At 70.9% G+C, this 17995-nt stretch carries 12 protein-coding genes; 2 read left to right on the forward strand and 10 right to left on the reverse strand.

The window, feature by feature from the left end; all coding sequences use genetic code 11:
- Window positions 1-293 precede the first annotated feature (293 nt).
- From O7608_RS27955 to xylA, 3 genes are all read right to left on the reverse strand, one after another.
- Window positions 294-3686: a LamG domain-containing protein gene (locus tag O7608_RS27955; protein ID WP_289207394.1), complete on the reverse strand. Its 3393-nt coding sequence runs from the start codon at window positions 3684-3686 to the stop codon at window positions 294-296.
- 362 nt (window positions 3687-4048) lie between these two features.
- Entirely contained in the window at window positions 4049-5467 is a 1419-nt protein-coding gene (xylB, locus tag O7608_RS27960) for a xylulokinase (protein ID WP_289207395.1), read from the reverse strand.
- 51 nt (window positions 5468-5518) lie between these two features.
- A complete protein-coding gene (gene xylA / locus O7608_RS27965) occupies window positions 5519-6706 on the reverse strand; it encodes a xylose isomerase (RefSeq protein ID WP_289207396.1) in 1188 nt (395 codons plus the stop codon).
- A gap of 74 nt (window positions 6707-6780) precedes the next feature.
- Here xylA and O7608_RS27970 point away from each other — a divergent pair, with 74 nt between their 5' ends.
- The gene (locus O7608_RS27970) at window positions 6781-7995 is read left to right on the forward strand and encodes an ROK family protein (protein WP_289207397.1); all 1215 of its coding nucleotides are present in this window, start codon (window positions 6781-6783) and stop codon (window positions 7993-7995) included.
- Window positions 7996-8086: 91 nt separating this feature from the next.
- Here the strand turns inward: O7608_RS27970 and O7608_RS27975 are convergent, their stop codons facing one another.
- The 3 genes from O7608_RS27975 to O7608_RS27985 form a co-directional block, all read right to left on the reverse strand.
- Complete coding sequence (locus tag O7608_RS27975) at window positions 8087-9571, reverse strand: sugar transferase (protein WP_421357350.1); 1485 nt, start codon at window positions 9569-9571, stop codon at window positions 8087-8089.
- 244 nt (window positions 9572-9815) lie between these two features.
- Window positions 9816-11519 (reverse strand): VWA domain-containing protein, encoded by a 1704-nt coding sequence (locus O7608_RS27980; RefSeq protein ID WP_289207398.1) that lies wholly within the window; start codon window positions 11517-11519, stop codon window positions 9816-9818.
- A gap of 251 nt (window positions 11520-11770) precedes the next feature.
- Window positions 11771-12835, reverse strand: coding sequence for a lactonase family protein (locus O7608_RS27985; protein ID WP_289207399.1), 1065 nt, complete (start codon window positions 12833-12835; stop codon window positions 11771-11773).
- Window positions 12836-12944: 109 nt separating this feature from the next.
- On the opposite strand from O7608_RS27985, the gene O7608_RS27990 reads away from it, so the two are divergent.
- A complete protein-coding gene (locus tag O7608_RS27990) occupies window positions 12945-13658 on the forward strand; it encodes a GntR family transcriptional regulator (RefSeq protein ID WP_289207400.1) in 714 nt (237 codons plus the stop codon).
- 61 nt (window positions 13659-13719) lie between these two features.
- Here the strand turns inward: O7608_RS27990 and O7608_RS27995 are convergent, their stop codons facing one another.
- The 4 genes from O7608_RS27995 to O7608_RS28010 are packed head-to-tail and all read right to left on the reverse strand — an operon-like array spanning window position 13720 to window position 17728.
- Window positions 13720-14322: a GTP-binding protein gene (locus tag O7608_RS27995; protein WP_289207401.1), complete on the reverse strand. Its 603-nt coding sequence runs from the start codon at window positions 14320-14322 to the stop codon at window positions 13720-13722.
- A complete protein-coding gene (locus tag O7608_RS28000) occupies window positions 14303-14689 on the reverse strand; it encodes a DUF742 domain-containing protein (protein WP_289207402.1) in 387 nt (128 codons plus the stop codon). Before O7608_RS28000 ends, O7608_RS27995 begins: the two co-directional genes overlap by 20 nt.
- The gene (locus O7608_RS28005; protein WP_289211069.1) at window positions 14679-15077 is read right to left on the reverse strand and encodes a roadblock/LC7 domain-containing protein; all 399 of its coding nucleotides are present in this window, start codon (window positions 15075-15077) and stop codon (window positions 14679-14681) included. The genes O7608_RS28000 and O7608_RS28005 overlap by 11 nt, the downstream gene beginning before the upstream one ends.
- A gap of 23 nt (window positions 15078-15100) precedes the next feature.
- Window positions 15101-17728: a sensor histidine kinase gene (locus tag O7608_RS28010; protein ID WP_289207403.1), complete on the reverse strand. Its 2628-nt coding sequence runs from the start codon at window positions 17726-17728 to the stop codon at window positions 15101-15103.
- Window positions 17729-17995 lie beyond the last annotated feature (267 nt).

Raw genomic sequence — 17995 nt, forward strand, 5'->3', positions numbered from 1 at the left:
GAGGGACGGCTCCGGCTCTTTACCTCGATCGAGTCTGTCGGATCAGGTTGGCTGACCTTCAATCGGTCCGGCTGCACTGCAACTGCTGACACCGGGGGTACGGCCATCCCGAGTGTAGCTGTCATCAACACAGCGGCGGAGACAGCGATCGCCGACCGCCACCTGCGCCCGACGGCCCTGGTCGGCTTGAGCCGCTGCAAGGTCGAGGATGAGACACTGATCCGGCTGGACAACGACCTAGGCATAGCTACGACCTCCGTTGAAGCCGAGGGCACGGGAAGGGGCGGGCGACATCATGAGGTGGTATAGAGGTTGTTGACCTCGCGGGCGTTCATCACGCCCACGTAGACCGTGACCTGGTCGATGGTTCCGGGGAAGTATCCGCCGAGGTTGCCGTTCCACAGCTCGCGGGCGAGAGTGAGGGAGCCGGCCGCAGCCCAGGTCGGTGCGCTGAGGAAAACCGGACCTGCCGCCTGACCGTTCACATACAAGGTGACTGACTCTGTCCCGGCGTCGTAGACACCGACAAGGTGGAACCATTCGCCGGGGACCGGGACGACCGGTGAGGTCACTGCTGCCGACGTGGAGCTGTTGCTGACGTCGGCACCGTGCAACCAGAACGCCCACCGTTGCGCGGCAGCCTGGTAGCCGAGCGCAAAGGCGTCGACCTGAGTCCCCTCTTGGGCGACAACGGAGATGTTTCCGGCCGGCAGCGGGTCGGCCGGGTCGCCGTCGAGTTGCGCCCACGCTGAGACGGTGAACGACTGATCGGTGCGAACGACAGGGTTCTGCACCAGGGTGTAGGGATCAGTAGTCGAGGCGTAGCCGGATGCGCCGTCGAACCACGCCGCATCGCCGTCATCGTGGCCGTCCTCGGTGAAGGTCGCTGACGCGGGAACGGAATCCCATCCGGCCAGGTAGAGGTCTCGACCCCATCTTTCGTCATCGATTGCCTCACCACACCAGCAGTCGGCAGTCCAGGAGAAGTCCCACATGCCGACCCTGACCGGGGAGAGGATTCCGCGCATGGCAATCGTCCCTGCCTGTGGATCGGCGTTGGTGCCCTGCAGGTCGTCGGCGACGATGACCCGGTTCCATATCCGCAGATCGGTTACCTCGCCGCGCCAACTGTCAGTCAGCGCCCCGTACCACAGTGCCCGACCGACGACGACTGGACCGGTTGCCGTCCAGGGCACCGCAGAACGCGTTGTCTCCGCTGCAAGTTCACCGTTGACGTAGAGACGCATCACTCCAACCTGGGCGTCATGGACAGCAGCCAAATGCGTCCACTTTCCGATATCGGCAGCGGTTATCGGCGAACCGGAGTCAGCCCGATGATTACTACCAACAGATGGCGAGTTCCCCATCATGAACGACCAATACGGCGCGGGCGGGCTTCCGAGGTACCGGATTCCGAGGTAGAATCCGCTGAAGTCGGTATCGTCCTGGCTGACCGCCGTACGGTTTCCGCCGGTGAGCGCCGAGGCGCGCACCCATGCTGAGACACTGAACGACCCTGCAGTGTCCAGATCAGACACTGTCGCGGACGCGCTGCCATAAAGATTGTTGGGCGACTCGTCGATGCTATCGAAGAACGGGACGCTCTCGCCGATCAGCCTGGTGTCGGCCGGCCAGGTGACGTCACCGGACGCCATCAGGTCCGCGTCCCCGGCCGTATCGGTGAGACCGTGTCCGTTGACGGTGTTGAGCGGCCAGTGCCCGATCGGGGCAGCTGGCGAGCCCACCAGGAACTGGTACGGAGTCGTCGGGCTCGGTGTGCCGGCGGTGTCCTTGCTGTAGACGTACAGCATGTTGAGCCCGTGCTTGGGCGGCGTGAGCGTGACCGTCCGCGAGGACCCAGGTGACACCGTCACCTGGTTGCCGGGTGGATTGCTCCAGCCGTAGACGTAGGTCGTCACATCCGGTGCACCACCGGCGGTGAAGGTGAAGGAGCCGGACTGGCCCGGACCGCCGTGCGCGGTAGGCCCGGACGGGTAGTCCGACGATGTGATGCCCGGTGCCGGCGGTGCGCTGGCGTTGACCGTGAAGTGGCACGCGCCAGACCAGTCGGACCCGTCGTGGGCGTCGGTGGTGTAGACCCGCCAGACGAAGGTTTTCCCCTCTGCCCCCGCCCCGAGGTTCAGCGTGATCTCGCCGAAGTTGTTGGCCGGTCGGGACGGCCCGTTGGTCTGGGTCGCGGTCGGGCTGGTCACGTCCTTCCACTCGAACCGACCGGTCAGGGTGTCGGAACCGTCCGGGTCGACATACCGGGCCCGCAAGGTCGGGGACGTGGTGCCGACGACACCACCGCATGCCACCGACGAGGTGGTCAGCTCGGTCGGAATCCCCGGCCGTGAGTTGTAGCTGACGATCAGCCAGGTCTGGTCGACGTAGAACTTCTTCCAGCGGTCCTGCGTGGACTCGTACTGTCCCGAACTGTTGCACGCGCACAGTCCGACCGTGTAGCCGGTCCACTGCTGGTTCACCGCGTACTGCACGTCGGTGGTCAGGGTAGATCCGCCGAACTCGACGTCGACGTCCGGCTGGATGACGCCACACCCGCCGGCCTCGTTGGCGTTGGCCTCCTGCGCCGCCAACCACTTCGACGACGGCAGCGGTCGGGTGCCCCACGACATTCGGGGCGTCGCCGACACACCCGCCGTGCGGTACAGATGCACCCACGTCGCTGAACACGACCAGGAGTGGTCGAGCTTGGCGCGGACCTGCGCGGACAAGATCCGCTTGCCGCGGATCTGCCAGACGTTGAAGTCGAAGAACGACCGGTACAACGCCCCGTCGTAGGAGTTACGCCCCACCCACGCCCGGTTGCCGATGTCCCAGTTCGTGTTGATGTTGTTCGCGTACGCCCACCGGGTGCTCTTGTTGTCGAAAGCCGGATCGATGAACACCGGGTAGACAGTCTCGGCGCCGGCCAGCACCGACGGGTCCGGCACGACCTCCAGATCCCCGGTGGCCACATCCACCTCGATCGGCACCATCGGCGCAGCCGGTCCCGGCCCAGCGGCGGTCGATGGATCCGGCGTCACCGCCGATCCGGCCGCGTCACGGCCGGCCGTCACCTCACCGCCCACGGACGGATCGACCGACGAGTCCCACATCGACGCGGTCGGTGTGACACCGACGGTCCGCCCGTCCGGGTCTACAAGCCGCAGCCCGCCCTCGGTCAGTGGCTGCGGAGTGATGTCCCCACCGAACACGTACCGGATCCGCCCAAGGTCCGGGTGAACCGCAGCTTGAGCGGTCTTGACTTCCAACACATGCCGGTAGCCGGTCGGGGTGGCGATCACGTGCAGGTCCGTGTCGGGGAACACCGACCCGTAGACGGCGGTGTCGCCCTGCACTGTCGGCGCGGAGAGCGGCTCCGGCCACGACAGGGTGAACTCGTGTTCACCCATCCGGACGGCCACCAACGGGCCCGTACCGTCACCGCTGAACGAGACGTCGGCCGTGGTGGCCGCCGGGGCGAGCCGGCCGTCCGTTCGCTCCGTCAGCTCGGTCGACACCGGCGTCCACGAGTCGGCCCCGGTCCGAACCCGCTGCGGCACGACCGCCGATTCCAAGGTTCGCGAACCGTCGGGTTCCACGTAGACCTGCGAGTACTCGTCACGCAGGTCGAGGGCCTCGACCCGGACCGCGCAGGCCTCGGCGATCCGCTCGGCCGCCACGGACGTCGCCGCCTCACCCACACACTGCGGCTGCGGCTGCGGCGACTGAGCCTCTACCGGGGACGGCGGCAGCGCCGCACTGACAAGTCCCAGCACCACGGCGGTCGGGAACGCCAGCCAATATTGTCGGGGACGGCTCGGACGGGACGGCGGCACATGGACAGCATCCACTAGGGACCCCCGTGGCTATTGGGCATGTCCGTCCGACCCTAAAGATCCACCTCCACATCTGTAAAGACTCCATCACGATCTGCCACCACATACCGCCCACAACAGACAGCGGACGACACACAGTGACCGTCCTGGATCGACGGCGACGCCGTCAAGACAACAGAACCGTGAGACAGCGGAGTACAGCCGGGTCAGCCTGCGGAGATCCGGTTCAGGACGTGATCGCGCGCCTCGGCGTACCTGTCCCGGATGGCGGGCACCGGGTCGGCGGCGTACTCCTCGGTGTCGGCCGGGGTCCAGTCCGGTGCCTCGGCGGCACCGGACGCCAGCCAGGCGGCCTGCCGAGCGGCACCGTCGGCGACGTACTCCCCCGGCGGCGGCACCAGCACCGGGCAGCCGAACACCTCGGGCGCGATCCGGCGTACCGCCGCAGAGCGCGCCCCGCCGCCGACCAGGATGACCCGGTTGACGGTCGCGCCCTGCGCGACCAGGGCGTCCAGCCCGTCGGCGAGCGCGCAGAGCATGCCCTCGACGGCGGCCCGCGCCAGGTGCGCGGGGGTGCTGCTGGCCAGGGTGAGCCCGTGCAGCGACCCGCTGGCCGTCGGCCGGTCCGGGGTGCGTTCCCCTTCGAGGTACGGCACCAGCACCAGCCCGTCGGCGCCGGCCGGCGCGCTCAGCGCCAACTCGGCCAGCCGCTCGTGGTCGACGCCGAGCAGCTTCGCGGCGGCGTCGAGCACCCGGGCGGCGTTGAGCGTGGCGACCAGCGGCAGGAAGCGGCCGGTGGTGTCGGCGAAACCGGCGACGGTGCCGCTGGGGTCGGCGGCCGGGGTGTCGGCGACGCTGAACACCGTGCCGGAGGTGCCGATCGAGACGATCACGTCGCCGGGGCGGGCACCGACGCCGAGGGCGGCAGCGGCGTTGTCACCGGCACCGGGGCCGAGCGGTGCGCCGGAGCGCAACGCGCCGGCCGGGTCGGTGGGGCCGAGCACCGTCGGCACCAGCGGCGTCCGGCCGAAGGCATGCTCCAGCAGGTCGGGGCGGTACTGGCCGGTCGCCGCCGACCAGTAGCCGGTGCCGCTGGCGTCGCTGCGGTCGGTGCGCAGCGCGGCGAGGTCGCCGGTCGCGGCCAGCCGCCAGGTCAGCCAGTCGTGCGGCAGGCAGACCGCAGCCGTACGGTCGGCCGACGCCGGCTCGGTGCGGGCCAGCCAGCGCAGTTTGGTGATGGTGAAGCTGGCCACCGGCACCAGGCCGACCGCGTCGGCCCAGGCCTGCCGGCCGGCGGTGCCGCCGCCGAACTCGTCGATCAGTTCGGCGGCGGCACCGGCCGAGCGGGTGTCGTTCCACAGCAGGGCGGGACGGACCACGTCGCCGCCCTCGTCCAGACAGACCATGCCGTGCTGTTGGCCGGCGACGGCGGCGGCGGAGACGTCGTCCAGCCCGCCGGCGGCGTCGACGGCCTGTTGCAGCGCCGCCCACCAGGCGTCCGGGTGCACCTCGGTGCCGTCCGGATGCGCCGCCCGGCCCTCACGGACCAGTTTGCCGGTGTCCGCGTCGCGGATCACCACCTTGCACGACTGGGTCGACGAGTCGACGCCGGCGACGAGGGTCACGGCTGGTCCTCCATGAGGGGGTCGGGCGGGTTCGCGGTGGACGGTACGGGGCTAGCGGGCGCCGAGCAGGTGCTCGACCGCGAGCTGGTTGAGGCGGACGAAGTGGAAGCCCTGCTCGGCGACGGCCTCCGGGTCGAAGTCCTCGAAGCTGGACCGGTCGGCGAGCAGGTCGGTGTAGGTCTCGCCGGGGTTGAGGGTGGGCACCGCAAGGTCCGGGACCTTGCTGGCCGCGAGGGCCTCCTGCACCTCCGGGTCGGCCCGGAACGCCGCCGCCCGCTCCTTGAGCAGCAGGTACGTCCGCATGTTGGCGGCGGCCGACGCCCAGACGCCGGTGTAGTCCTCGGTGCGTGACGGCTTGTAGTCGAAGTGCCGGGGGCCGTCGTAGGCCGGGCCGCCGTCGGGGCCGCCGTTTTCCAGCAGGTCGACCAGGGAGAACGCGTTGAGCAGGTCTCCATGGCCGAAGACCAGGTCCTGGTCGAACTTGACGCCGCGCTGGCCGTTGAGGTCGATGTGGAACAGTTTGCCGTGCCACAGCGCCTGGGCGATGCCGTGGGTGAAGTTGAGCCCGGCCATCTGCTCGTGGCCGACCTCGGGGTTGAGGCCGACCATCTCCGGGCGGGCCAGGCTGGAGATGAAGGCGATCGCGTGCCCGACGGTCGGCAGCAGGATGTCGCCGCGCGGCTCGTTCGGCTTGGGCTCGATGGCGAAGCGCAGGTCGTAGCCGCGGTCGACGACGTACTGGCCGAGCAGGTCGACGGCCTCGCGGTAGCGGTCCAGCGCGGCCCGGATGTCCTTGGCGTGGTCGTACTCGGAGCCTTCCCGGCCGCCCCACATGACGAAGGTCTTCGCGCCCAGCTCGGCGGCGAGGTCGATGTTGCGCAGCACCTTGCGCAGCGCGAACCGCCGGATGGCGCGGTCGTTGCTGGTGAAGCCGCCGTCCTTGAAGATCGGGTGGCCGAACAGGTTGGTGGTGACCATCGGCACCACCAGGCCGGTCTCCTCCAGTGCCTTGCGGAACCGGGCGATGTGCTGGTCGCGGCTGGCCGTGTCGGAGCCGAACGGGATCAGGTCGTCGTCGTGGAAGGTGATCCCGTACGCGCCGAGGTTGGCGAGCTGGTGCACCGCCTCGACCGCGTCGAGCGGGCCCCGGCTGGCGTCGCCGAACTGGTCACGGGCCTGCCATCCGACGGTCCAGAGCCCGAAGGAGAATTTGTCGGCCGGTGTGGGCTGGACTGTCATGGTGACCTCCGCGTAACACGACAGATTTGTTTAGTGATTGAATTATTTTCCTGTGGTGTGGCATTGTCAAGGCCATGCGCACGCCAGAATCTCCGCTACGCCAGGCTGGCCTGCGCGAGCACCACCTCGGCCTGGTGGTCCGCCAGGTCGCCGCCGCCGGACGACCACCGTCGCGGGCCGAGATCGCCGCCACCACCGGGCTCACCCGGGCCACCGTCTCGGCGCTCGTCGACGAACTGATCGGCGGCCGGCTGCTGACCGAGGTCGACCCGGTGCCCCGCGTCGGTGCCGGCCGACCCGCCACCGGGCTGGCCCTCGCCGCACACGGACCCGCCGGCCTCGGCCTGGAGATCAACGTCGACTACCTGGCCGCCTGCGTCGTCGACCTGGTCGGCGCGGTCCGCCACCGCGCCGTACACCGCGCCGACCAGCGCCCGGAAACCCCCGAGGCGGTGCTGACCCGGCTGGCGACGCTCGCCGGCACCGTCCTGGCCGCTCCGGAGGTCGCCGAACTGCCGATCGCCGGTGCGGCGCTGGCCGTACCCGGCCTGGTGACCAGCGAGGGCGTCGTCCGGCTGGCCCCCAACCTCGGCTGGCAGGACGTCGCGGTGCCGGCCGCCCTGGCCTCCGCCGGCACCCCGCTGGCCGACCTGCCGTTGACCGTCGACAACGAGGCGAACCTCGCGGCCCTGGGTGAACTACACGCCCGCAGCGGCGAGCTGGCCACGTTCGTCTACGTATCCGGCGAGATCGGCATCGGTGCCGGCATCGTCGTCGACGGGCAGCTGTTCCGGGGCGCCCGTGGTTGGAGCGGCGAACTCGGTCACCTCGCGGTCCGCCCGGACGGCCCGACCTGCCGCTGCGGTGCGCGCGGCTGCCTGGAGCAGTACGCCGGCCAGGAGGCGATCCTGCGGGCCGCCGGGCTCGCCGACCAGGGGCTGACCGCCGCCGAGGCGCTGCGGCAGCTGGCCGGGCGCGCTGCGGACGGCCAACCGCAGGTACGCCGTGCGCTGGCCGCCGCCGCCGGGGCCCTCGGTGTGGTCCTCGCCGGAGTGGTCAACCTGCTGGACGTGCAGACGGTGCTGCTGGGCGGGATCTACGCGCCGCTGGCCCCCTGGCTGTCGCCGGTGGTCGAGGCGGAAATCGGTAGGCGGGTGCTCACGGCCGGCTGGTCTCCGGTGGCCGTACAGCCGTCGGTTCTCGGCCCTGAGGCCGCCGCGACCGGCGCGGCCGGAGCGGTGGTACGGGCGGTCCGTGACCACCCGGCCCCCTGGCTCGCCCTCCCCTGACCCATGATCGCGGCGATCTTGCAGTTATCGTTGGACAAACTGGACAAAAGTTCGCGATAAGCGCAAGATCGTCGCGAAGGCAGGCGGGTCGTCAGTAGGCGCCTCGGCCGTTGACGACGGCGCCGAAGGTCTTCCACAGGATGGTCAGGTCGCTCGCCAGGGACCAGTTCTCCACGTAGTAGAGGTCGAGGCGGATGCCGTCCTCCCACGACAGGTCGGAGCGCCCACTGACCTGCCACAGGCCGGTCATCCCCGGCTTCACCAGCAGCCGCCGGGCGACGTCGCCGTCGTAGCGGGCGACCTCCGACGGCAGCGGCGGCCGGGGACCCACCAGGCTCATGTGCCCGAACAGCACGTTGGCCAGCTGCGGCAGCTCGTCGAGGGAGAACTTGCGCAGGAACCGGCCCACCCGGGTGATCCGGGGGTCGTCGCGCATCTTGAACATCAACCCGTCGGTCTCGTTCTTCGCGACGAGCTCGGCGAGCAGGGCGTCGGCGTTGACGACCATGGTCCGGAACTTGTAGACGTGGAACTCCCGGCCGCCCTGACCGACCCGTACCTGCTTGAAGATCACCGGACCCCGGTTGTCGAGCTTGATCGCCAGGGCGATCAGCGTCAGCACCGGCAGCAGCACGGTCAACGCCAGCAGCGAAACCGACCGGTCGACGAAGCCCTTGACCAGCTTGCGGGTCCCCCGGAACTCCGGTGCCTCGACGTGGATCAGCGGCAGCCCGGCGACCGGCCGGGTGTGGATCCGGGGGCCGGCGACGTCGGTCAACGCCGGAGCCAGCACCAGGTCGATGCCGGTGCCCTCCAACTGCCAGCCGAGCCGGCGAAGCCGGGTCGCGGTCAGCTCACCGGAGGCGGTCACCGCGACGGTGTCGGCCCCGGTCGCGGCGGCGGCGTCCGGAATGTTGCGGAACGAACCGGCGACCGGTACGTCCCCGAGCCGCTGCGGCACCGGGGCCAGCAACGCGTCCGGGATGCAGGCACCGACCACCCGGTAACCGGCGTACGGCTCGCGGCGCAGGGTGTGCACCAGCTCCAGCACGTGCGGGGTGTCGCCCACCACCAGCACCTTGCGGAACCAGCCGGCCCCGACGGCCCGCCGCCGGTGCAGGTACTTACGGGCACCGAACCGCCCGGCCACCAGACCGACGGTGCCCACCGAGAAGGCCACCGCCAGGAAGCCGCGGCTGATGCCGACGTTGGCGACGTACCCGATGATCGCCACCGTGCCGGCGAGCCGCAGGCTGGCGGTGATGACCCGGCGGTACTCGTCGGCGCCGTAGCCGAGCACCCGGTCGTCGTAGCAGCGCAGCAGCTTCAGCGAGGCCAGCCACGCGATCAGCAGGCAGGGTGTGACCAGTACGTAGGACAGGGCCGCGCCGGTGGCCTCCTCGGTGCCGAAGCGGACCAGGTAGCCGGCCAGCACGGCCGTGCAGAGGATGCTCATGTCCAGGGCTGCGATCGCCCGGACGTAGGCACGCTGTCGTGCGTGCAGAACCGCAGTCGGTGCCTCCGGAACGGAGTCCGGTTGCACCACCGCAGCGTTGACCAGTGTCGCCGACGTCACTAGCCCTCCCCAGCTCGCTCGAGTCGACGCATCCCCCGGGCACCGTACTGGCCCGTCGTTGGTACCGGCGGTGCCAGGGCACCCCGATATCTTGGCCCACCCGAAGGTCGGGCCGAAGCTTGCGACAGATTAACGTCACTTGTCGTGATCAATTCACGATGAGAAGTACAATATGGAGCCGCTGTTGAACGGTAGAACATCGGGGCGAGTCGGCGGATCATCCGAAACCCCCAAATTCACCAACTCAGCGGACGGTTGTGGGCCGCAGCGCGATCGCCTTCAGCAGGATGTCGCCGATGTTCGCAGGGTCCTCGGTCACGAAGACGCCGCCACCGGTCACCTCGGTGATCGACTCCAACTCCTCCTGACTCACTCCGTCGCCGATGCCGACATAGATCATCTGGATCGGTCGCTGCGGGTCCGCCACCTCGGCCAACTCGGCAAGCAACTGATCCTGGGTCATACCTTCGTCGTCCTCGTTCCTACCATCCGTGAACATGACCACCGAGTTGACACGCCCGGCTGCCCACTCGTCCTGCACCGCCAGATAGGCGGCCAGTGTCGTGTCGTACAGACCGGTGTTTCCATTCCGTTTCGGCACCACCTCGGCCAGGGACGCCTCGAGGGCGGACCGGCGGCTACTCAAGGGGCTGATCGGCACCAGTTCGCGCCAGTCCTGCGCCCCCTCCAGCTCAGTGGAGAAGATCCATAGACCGAGCGCCCAGGAATCGTCGAAAAGGGCGAGTCCGCGCCGAGCCGCTTCCCGGGTGACGTCGGCGCGGGTGGCCCCGCCGGCGGTCGGCACCGGGTCCAGCATCGACCCGGAGACGTCGATCACCGCCAGCATCCGGGCCGGCAGGGTGACCGAGGTCCAGCTGGCCAGCACCCGGTCGATGACGACCGGGTCGAGCCCACCGGCCGCCGTACCACCGGTCTGCGGGGTGGCTGCGGCCGGCGCGGTGCCCGCCGGGCTGGGCGCACCCTGCGGGGCGCTGAACCCGGCTCCCCAGGTGCCGTCGGCGCTGCGCAGCCCTTGGTCACCGAGGCGGTCACGGAACGGGGCCTGGCCGAGTCGGGCGAAGAATCCGGCTGCGGCGGCGGAGGTGGCCGGGTCCGCGCCGGGCAGCACGGCGTACGGGTAGTCCAGCGAGGTCGGCGCGGGTTCCAGGTACAGCGCGGCCAGCGGGATCGGCGGCTGGGTCGCGTTGTACTCGATCACGTCCTCCTCGCTCAACGCGGCGGCGCTGAGCGACGAGGCGACCGACGCCGGATCCGCCGAGCGCGGGAACCGGGCCAGCAGGTCCTCGCGCAACGCCGACCGCCCGGTCGCCAGGGCGCGCAGCGCGGCGGTCGTCGCCTGCTGGGCGTTCTCGCCGGCCTCGCTGGCGGCCGCGCCGAGGGCGAGCAGGCCGGAGAGCCCGGCCGCGTCCCGGGTCGGGTCGACGATGCCGGTACGCAGGTCGGTACCGGTAGTGATCTGCTGCAGCAGGTCGGTCCAGGTGAGTTGCTGCTCGGGCCAGCCGAGGTTGGCCGCGACCGGTTCGGGCATGGCGACCACGACCGGGCTGCGGGCGACCGAGGCGTTGTTGTCCGGGGCGAACCCGGGTGCCAGCGAGCTCAGCCGGGCCAGCCAGGTCGACGAGTCCGGCACCCAGACGTGCGGGGCGACCGCCGTACCGCTGGCCTGGCCGACGCCGGCCAGGGCGACGCCGTGCTGCCCGGCGACGACGGCGGCCACGTCGACCGGGTCGGCCGCAGCGACCTGGACCGCGACGCAGGTGTCACCGACCGCGCCGGCGTCGGTGCGCCACTCCTCGGCGGCGGCCTGCAGGGCCGGGGCGATCTCCGGCGCGGCCGAGACCACCAGCGGCAGTTCCCCGGAGCACGACGGTGCCGACAGCCGTTGGTAGCCGAACCAGACGCCGGCGACAACGACGACGAGCGCCATCGCGGCTGCGACGGCGCCCGTTGCGCTGACATGACTTCGCATCCGGTGACGGCCTGGCACGGTCCCATACTCCGGATGCATCGGCGGATCTGGTAGGTACGTTCGGACGATAGTTACGGAGGAGAAACACTTGCGCGGGATTTCGTGACTTCGCGTAGTCGGACCGTTTCCGTATGTTTCGAGGAACTGTTCGACCCACCCCTACCTCGTCAAACACCCGATCGAGGCGGGGCAGGACGAGCCGGTGAGGACTACCAGGAAACGGGCAGCACGCAGGTCGGGGTGGGTGCCGGCACCGGCGCGCCGGATGCCTGTGGCACTCCTGACTCCGGGTCGATGACATAGACGCCAATCGAATCGGAACGTTCGTTCGCCACGTACAGGTGCGGGCCGACGAGGGCGAAGTGCCGGGGCCACCGGCCGCCCGTCGCCACCTCCGTCACGTACCGCGGCTGGTCCGGCGTGGCCAGCGAGAAGACGGCGACGGTGTCCGGACCCCGGTTGGCGACGTACAGGTGACGACCGTCCGCGTCGACGGCGATCTCGGACGGCTGGACCGGTCCGTCCGCCGCGCTCGCCGCGACCCGGCTGCGCTCCGTGAGTCGCCCGGTCTCGTCGACCTGGTACGCGGTGACCGAGGCGTCCAGTTCACCGACCAGGTAGAGGTGACCGGTGCCGGGGTGCCGGGCCAGGTGCCGGGGGCCGCTGCCCGGCGTCGCCGCCAGCGCCGGGTCCGGTTCGTCGAGCCGACCGGTCGCCGGGTCGAGCAGGTAGCGGTGCACCGCGTCGGTGCCCAGGTCGACGACGAACATCCCGGTGCCGGCCGGATCCGGACTGACCATGTGCGCGTGCGGGCCGTCCTGGCGGTCGGTGCGCGGGCCGGCCCCGACATGGGTCTGCAGATCGGTACGGGCCAGCAGCTCGCCCTTGTCGGTCACCGGGTGCGCCGCCACGCTGCCGCTGACGTAGTTGACGCTGACCAGGTGCGTCCCGGTGGCGACGAACGCCAGGTGGCACGGGCTCGCCCCGCCAGTGGACTCGCTGCCCAACGCCCGCAGCCCGCCGTCATCGTCGGCCGCCCAGGCCGACACCGTGCCGTCGTCGACCTCGCTGACCGCGTAGAGCACCGGCAGCTGCGGGTGCCGGGTCAGGAAGGACGGCGACGGACACTCGGCGACCAGCACCGGTTCGTCGAGCCGACCGGAGGCCGGGTCGCGGCGCGCCAGCATCACCCCGGCCCCGTTGCCGCCGCCGTCGGCCGTGTAACAGCCGAGATAGATCTTGTCCGCCGCCGGATTCGACTGCGCTGCGCTCACCGGGCACCCTCTCCGATCTGTCAAATGTCCCGAAAATCCTATAGGATCTTTGATCAATTCTGCTGGTGCGGTCCCACCGTCCAGCGGCCCCACGACCAAGGGAGCGCCCGTGCGGCCGGCCCGCCGTCTCACTCTCACCGACGACGTGTACGGCACGATCCGGGCCCAGGTGATGGACCACGTCGTCGCCCCAGGCGCCCGGATCAACATCGACGCCCTCGCCCGCGAGCTGCAGGTCTCCCCCACTCCGGTCCGCGAGGCACTGGCCCGGCTGGAAGCCGACGGGCTGGTGCGCAAGCGACCCCTGGTCGGTTACACCGCCGCTCCCCTGCTTACCCGCGACGAGTTCGACGAACTCGTCGACATGCGGCTGATCCTGGAAACCGCCGCCGCGCGGCGGGCCGCCACCCGCGCCACCCGCACCGAGGAGTCCGCCGTGCCTGCGGGCGACCCGGCCGTACCCGCAGCCGACCCGACCGCGACCGACCAGCTCCGCGCGGCCGCGACCCTGCCCGGACCGGTGCCCGACGCCCAGGGGTACGCGAGCATCGCCGCCTTCACCACCGCCGACGCCCGCTTCCATCAGCTGCTCGCCGAGCACTCCGGCAACCGGATGCTGCACGACGCGATCGTGCGCCTGCGCCCCCACCTGCACCTGTTCCGTCTGCACTTCCCGCCGACGCACTACCGCACCAGCGGCGCCGAGCACCACCGCATCGTCGACGCGATCGACGCCGGCGACCCCGACCGGGCCGAGGCCGCCGTCCGCGAGCACCTACTGGCCGCCCGCGAACGCCACCTGCCCTACTTCGGGCAGGGCTGACCAGTGCCGGCGCAGGGTCCACGCCGGCTCACCCTCGTGCTGGTCCAGCCCTCGGGTGAGGTCAGCCGGTCGGGACCGGCTGACCGCGCCGGTACGCCACGTGTTCGACCAGCGCGATCAGCACCGTCTTGCCGGAGCTGCGGTTGCGCGCGTCGCAGAGCACGATCGGCACGTCCGGGTCGAGGTCCAGGGCGCGGCGCACCGAGTCGGGGCTGAACTGCTGCGCCCCTTCGAAGCAGTTGACCCCGACGACGAACGGCGTGCCCCGCTGCTCGAAGTAGTCGACCGACGGGAAGCAGTCGGCCAACCGGCGGGTGTCGGCCAGCACCACGGCACCCAACGCGCCGAACGCCAGCTCGTCCCAGAGGAACCAGAACCGGTCCTGGCCCGGCGTGCCGAACAGGTAGACCTGCAGATCGTCGTTGATGGTGATCCGGCCGAAGTCCATCGCGACGGTGGTGGTGCGTTTGGCCTCGACCCCGGAGGTGTCGTCGGTGCCCAGGCTGGCGCTGGTCAGCACCTCCTCGGTCTGCAACGGCCGGATCTCGCTGACCGCGCCGACCAGGGTCGTCTTGCCGACGCCGAAGCCCCCCGCGATGAGGATCTTCAGCGCGAGCGGGATGCGCCGAGCGGGCTGGTTCCGGTCAGAGCGCACGGAGTCCATTGACCACCGCCTTGAGGATGTCGTCGTGGGGGTGAGTGGCCGAAGCCGGGGGTTCGTAGAGCGCGATCAGTCGGGCGGAGTGCAGGTCGTCGAGGAGGATGCGGACCACCCCGAGCGCGAGGTCGAGGTCGGCGGCCAGGTCGGCCACGGAGACCGGCTGCTGGGCGAGCCCGAGAATGCGCCGGTGCTCCGGCTGCAGCACGACGAACGTCTCGGTGCCCTCGGGCGCCGCAGAGACGACGAAGGCCAGCAGGTCGAAGGCCGGGCCGATGGGCCGCACCCGGCCGCCGGTCACCGTGTACGGGCGGACCACCGGGCCGGCGTCGGCATCCAGCCAGTCGTGCGGTCCGGTCGCCTCACCCCGCATCGGATTGCGCCGCGGGGGGACGGGCCGCGGCACTGAGGTTCTGCCCGACCCTGGTGACGAGCATTGCCATCTCGTACGCGATCAGGCCGATGTCCGCGTCGGCGGCGCTGAGCACCGCCAGGCAGGCACCGTGCCCGGCGGCCGTGACGAACAGGTACGCCGACTCCATCTCGATCACTGTCTGGCGGACCGGACCGGCGGCGAAGTGCCGGCTGGCGCCCTTGGCGAGGCTCTGGAAGCCGGCGGCCATCGCGGCCATGTGCTCGGCGTCCTCGCGGGTGAGCCCACGCGACGCACCCATCAGCAGCCCGTCGGCGGAGAGCACCACCGCCTGCTGGGCGCTGGACACCCGCGCCACGAGATCGTCGAGCAACCAGTCGAGGTTCATGGCATGCCGCGTGGTGTGCACTCCTACAGCTCCCTTTCGGACGTGTCCGCCACGGCCGACGGCGGTAGCAGCACCGCTCCGGGGGGTGGCGTCGCGGTGCCCCGTGCCGGGGCGGCCGGCGCGGTCGGGGACGGGTCACCGGCCACGCTGCCGGTCACGTCGGTGTCGGCCATCAGCCCGGCGGCCCGACGCCCCCGGGCGGTGCCGGCCTGCAGCGCCGACATCAACGCCCGGACCTCCCCGGGCGACCGTTGCGGGGCCTCCCGGTGCGGTTGGGCGGCGTCGTCGTCGGGCGGCTGACGAAGCTGTGGGGCGAGGCTGGACTGGCGGACCCGGCGGGGCAGCCCGTCCTCTGTGGTCGCCGGTGCGCCGCCGGTGCGGCGGGTCGGCAGGCTGACGGGCCGCTGCCGGGGCGGCACCTCGGGTTGTGTCGTCGGCACCCCGGGTACCGCCGGGACCGTCGGCGGGTGCGCCGGTGCCGCCGGGGAGACCGACCTGGTCGAGGGGTCCGGTGCCGTCGGGGAGACCGACCCGCCTGGGGAGTCCGGCAGCGCCGCCATCAGCGCGCCGAGGGTGGCCGACGGCGTCGGCCGGTCCGCAGCGTCCGGGTCGGGCCGGACAGCGGTCAACGCGGTCGGCGGCCGGCCCGAGGGCAGTGCCGGGACCTCGGACTCCGGCACCACCAGCTCCGCCGGGACGAGCGCCACGGCGGTGACCCCTCCGAACGGCGACGGCCGCAGACGCACCCCCACGCCGTGCTTGGCAGCGAGCTGCGCCACGACGAACAGGCCGAGCCGGGCGCTGTTGTGCGGGTCGAAGTCCGGCGGTTGTGCCAGCCGCTGGTTCGCCTCGGTCATGGCGTCGGCGGTCATGCCCAGTCCACGGTCCTCGACCTCGACGGCGTAACCGTTGGGCAGGTTCTGCCCGACCACCGTCACCAAGGTCTGCGGCGGTGAGAAGGAGGTCGCGTTCTCGATCAGCTCGGCCAGCAGGTGGATGACGTCGCCGACGGCCCGACCGGCCACCGCGGCCGGCTCGACGGTCGTGACGTGCACCCGGGCGTACTCCTCGACCTCGGAGACGGCACCACGGATGATGTCGATCATCGGCACCGGATTGCGCCAGCCCCGGCCGGGCGTGGCGCCGGCGAGGATCACCAGGTCCTCCGCGTGCCGGCGCATTCTGGTGGCCAGGTGGTCGACCCGGAACAGGTCCTCGAGCTCCTCCGGGTCGGTGCTGCGCCGCTCCATCCGGTCCAGCAGGGCGAGCTGCCGGTGCAGCAACGTCTGGCTGCGGCGGGCGATGTTCAGGAACGTCTCGTTGAGGCCCCGGCGCAGCGCCGCCTCCTCGACCGCGGACCGTACGGCGGTCCGCTGCACCTCGCTGAAGGCGTGACCGACCTGGCCGATCTCGTCGGTGCCGTACTCCAACGGTGGCGCCTCGGCGGCCACGTCGACGTCCTCCCCGCGACGCAGCCGGGCCACCACCGCGGGCAGCCGGTCGCCGGCCAGCTCCAGCGCGGTGGCCCGCAGCCCGGTGAGCCGGTGGATCAGGGAGCGGCCGACCCGCAGCGAGATGACCACTGCCGCGATCACCGCCGCGAGGCCGACCAGGCCGGCGGCGGCCAGCCGGGCCAGGATGGTGATGGCGGTGGGCATACTGCGTTCGGCGAGCGCATCGGCTGCCAGCAGCTCGAACTCGCGCAACTGCTGCTGGACGGATTCGTAGCTGTCGCTCCAGCGGGCCTCGTCGACCACTGTCGGGGTCGGCGCGGCACCGTCGTCCGGGGCTTCGCCCTCCGGGGTGCCGACGGGTGCGCCCTCGTCGGCGTCGTCACCCTCCGGCCCGGGCCGGTCGTTGATCAGTACGTCCTGCAGCTGGCGCAGCGCGGTGAAGTCTTCGCCGGCGGCCATCCGATGGTAGGTGGCACTGTCCGGTTCGGGCAGTTCGGCGACCGCGCGATCAAGCAGGAAACGATGGGTGGCGATGATCTGCACCAGTCGACGGTGGTCGTCGTCGCTGAGCCGCCCGGCCGCGAAGGCGCCGGCGAGAACCGCGTCCGCCCGGCCGAGAATCTCCCGGGCCTGGCCGATGTCGGTCAATGCCCGGGCCTGTCGGTTGATTTCGTTGTCCGGCAGGGAGGCCAGCGCACCGAACATCTGAAACGCGGTGTCCACGACGCCGTTGTAGAGGCCGAGGGCACCGGCCGCGTCCATTTCCCGGCGTTGCACGAAACCTCGACCGGTCGCCAGGATCTCCAGTTCAGCGAGTGTCTGCTCGATCCGGACCCGCAGGACGGACTGGTCGTCGGATGGTCCACCGTCGGTGGCGCGTCGCCGGAGGTCGGCGACCGCCGCGTCGGTGGCCTGCCATTGGGACCGCAGCGCTTCGAGGTCGCCGGCGCGCCGAGCGGTCTGCTCCTGCGCACGGGACAGGTACACCACGGAGAGCCGCCGTTCCCGCTGCAACTCGGCCACCAGGGTCTCCCCGGGCACTCCCACGTCGTCGAGGAGCGACTGGGCACCTAGCAGGCTCAGTGCCGGGCCGACGGCCAGCGAGGTCGCGAAGATCCAGAGGACGAGCAACGCCGAGATCGGGACAGCGACCAGCGCAACGATCTTGGAGCGGATCGACCAGTTGCGGGTGTTCATCAGACCTCGCCGACGCGGTGTGTGGCAGAGCTGGCGGGCGGCTGCCCGCCGATCGTTGCCGGTGAGTCGGCGATCAGTGGACGTCCGTGCCTCCGGAAGGATACGTAATTAACGGCTCAGGCACTACCAGAGGCACCGTGAGGTCGATTGTGGGCACGGAGCGTGTCGAAAGCGGCCAGGTCCGAGCGATGGCACCCTCCCGCGACCCGGCGGTACGTCGTACCTCGGGCGACGTCGGTACGCGGGTGCCGGACAAAAGTGTGACGA

Source organism: Solwaraspora sp. WMMA2056, from assembly GCF_030345095.1.
GTDB lineage: Bacteria > Actinomycetota > Actinomycetes > Mycobacteriales > Micromonosporaceae > Micromonospora_E.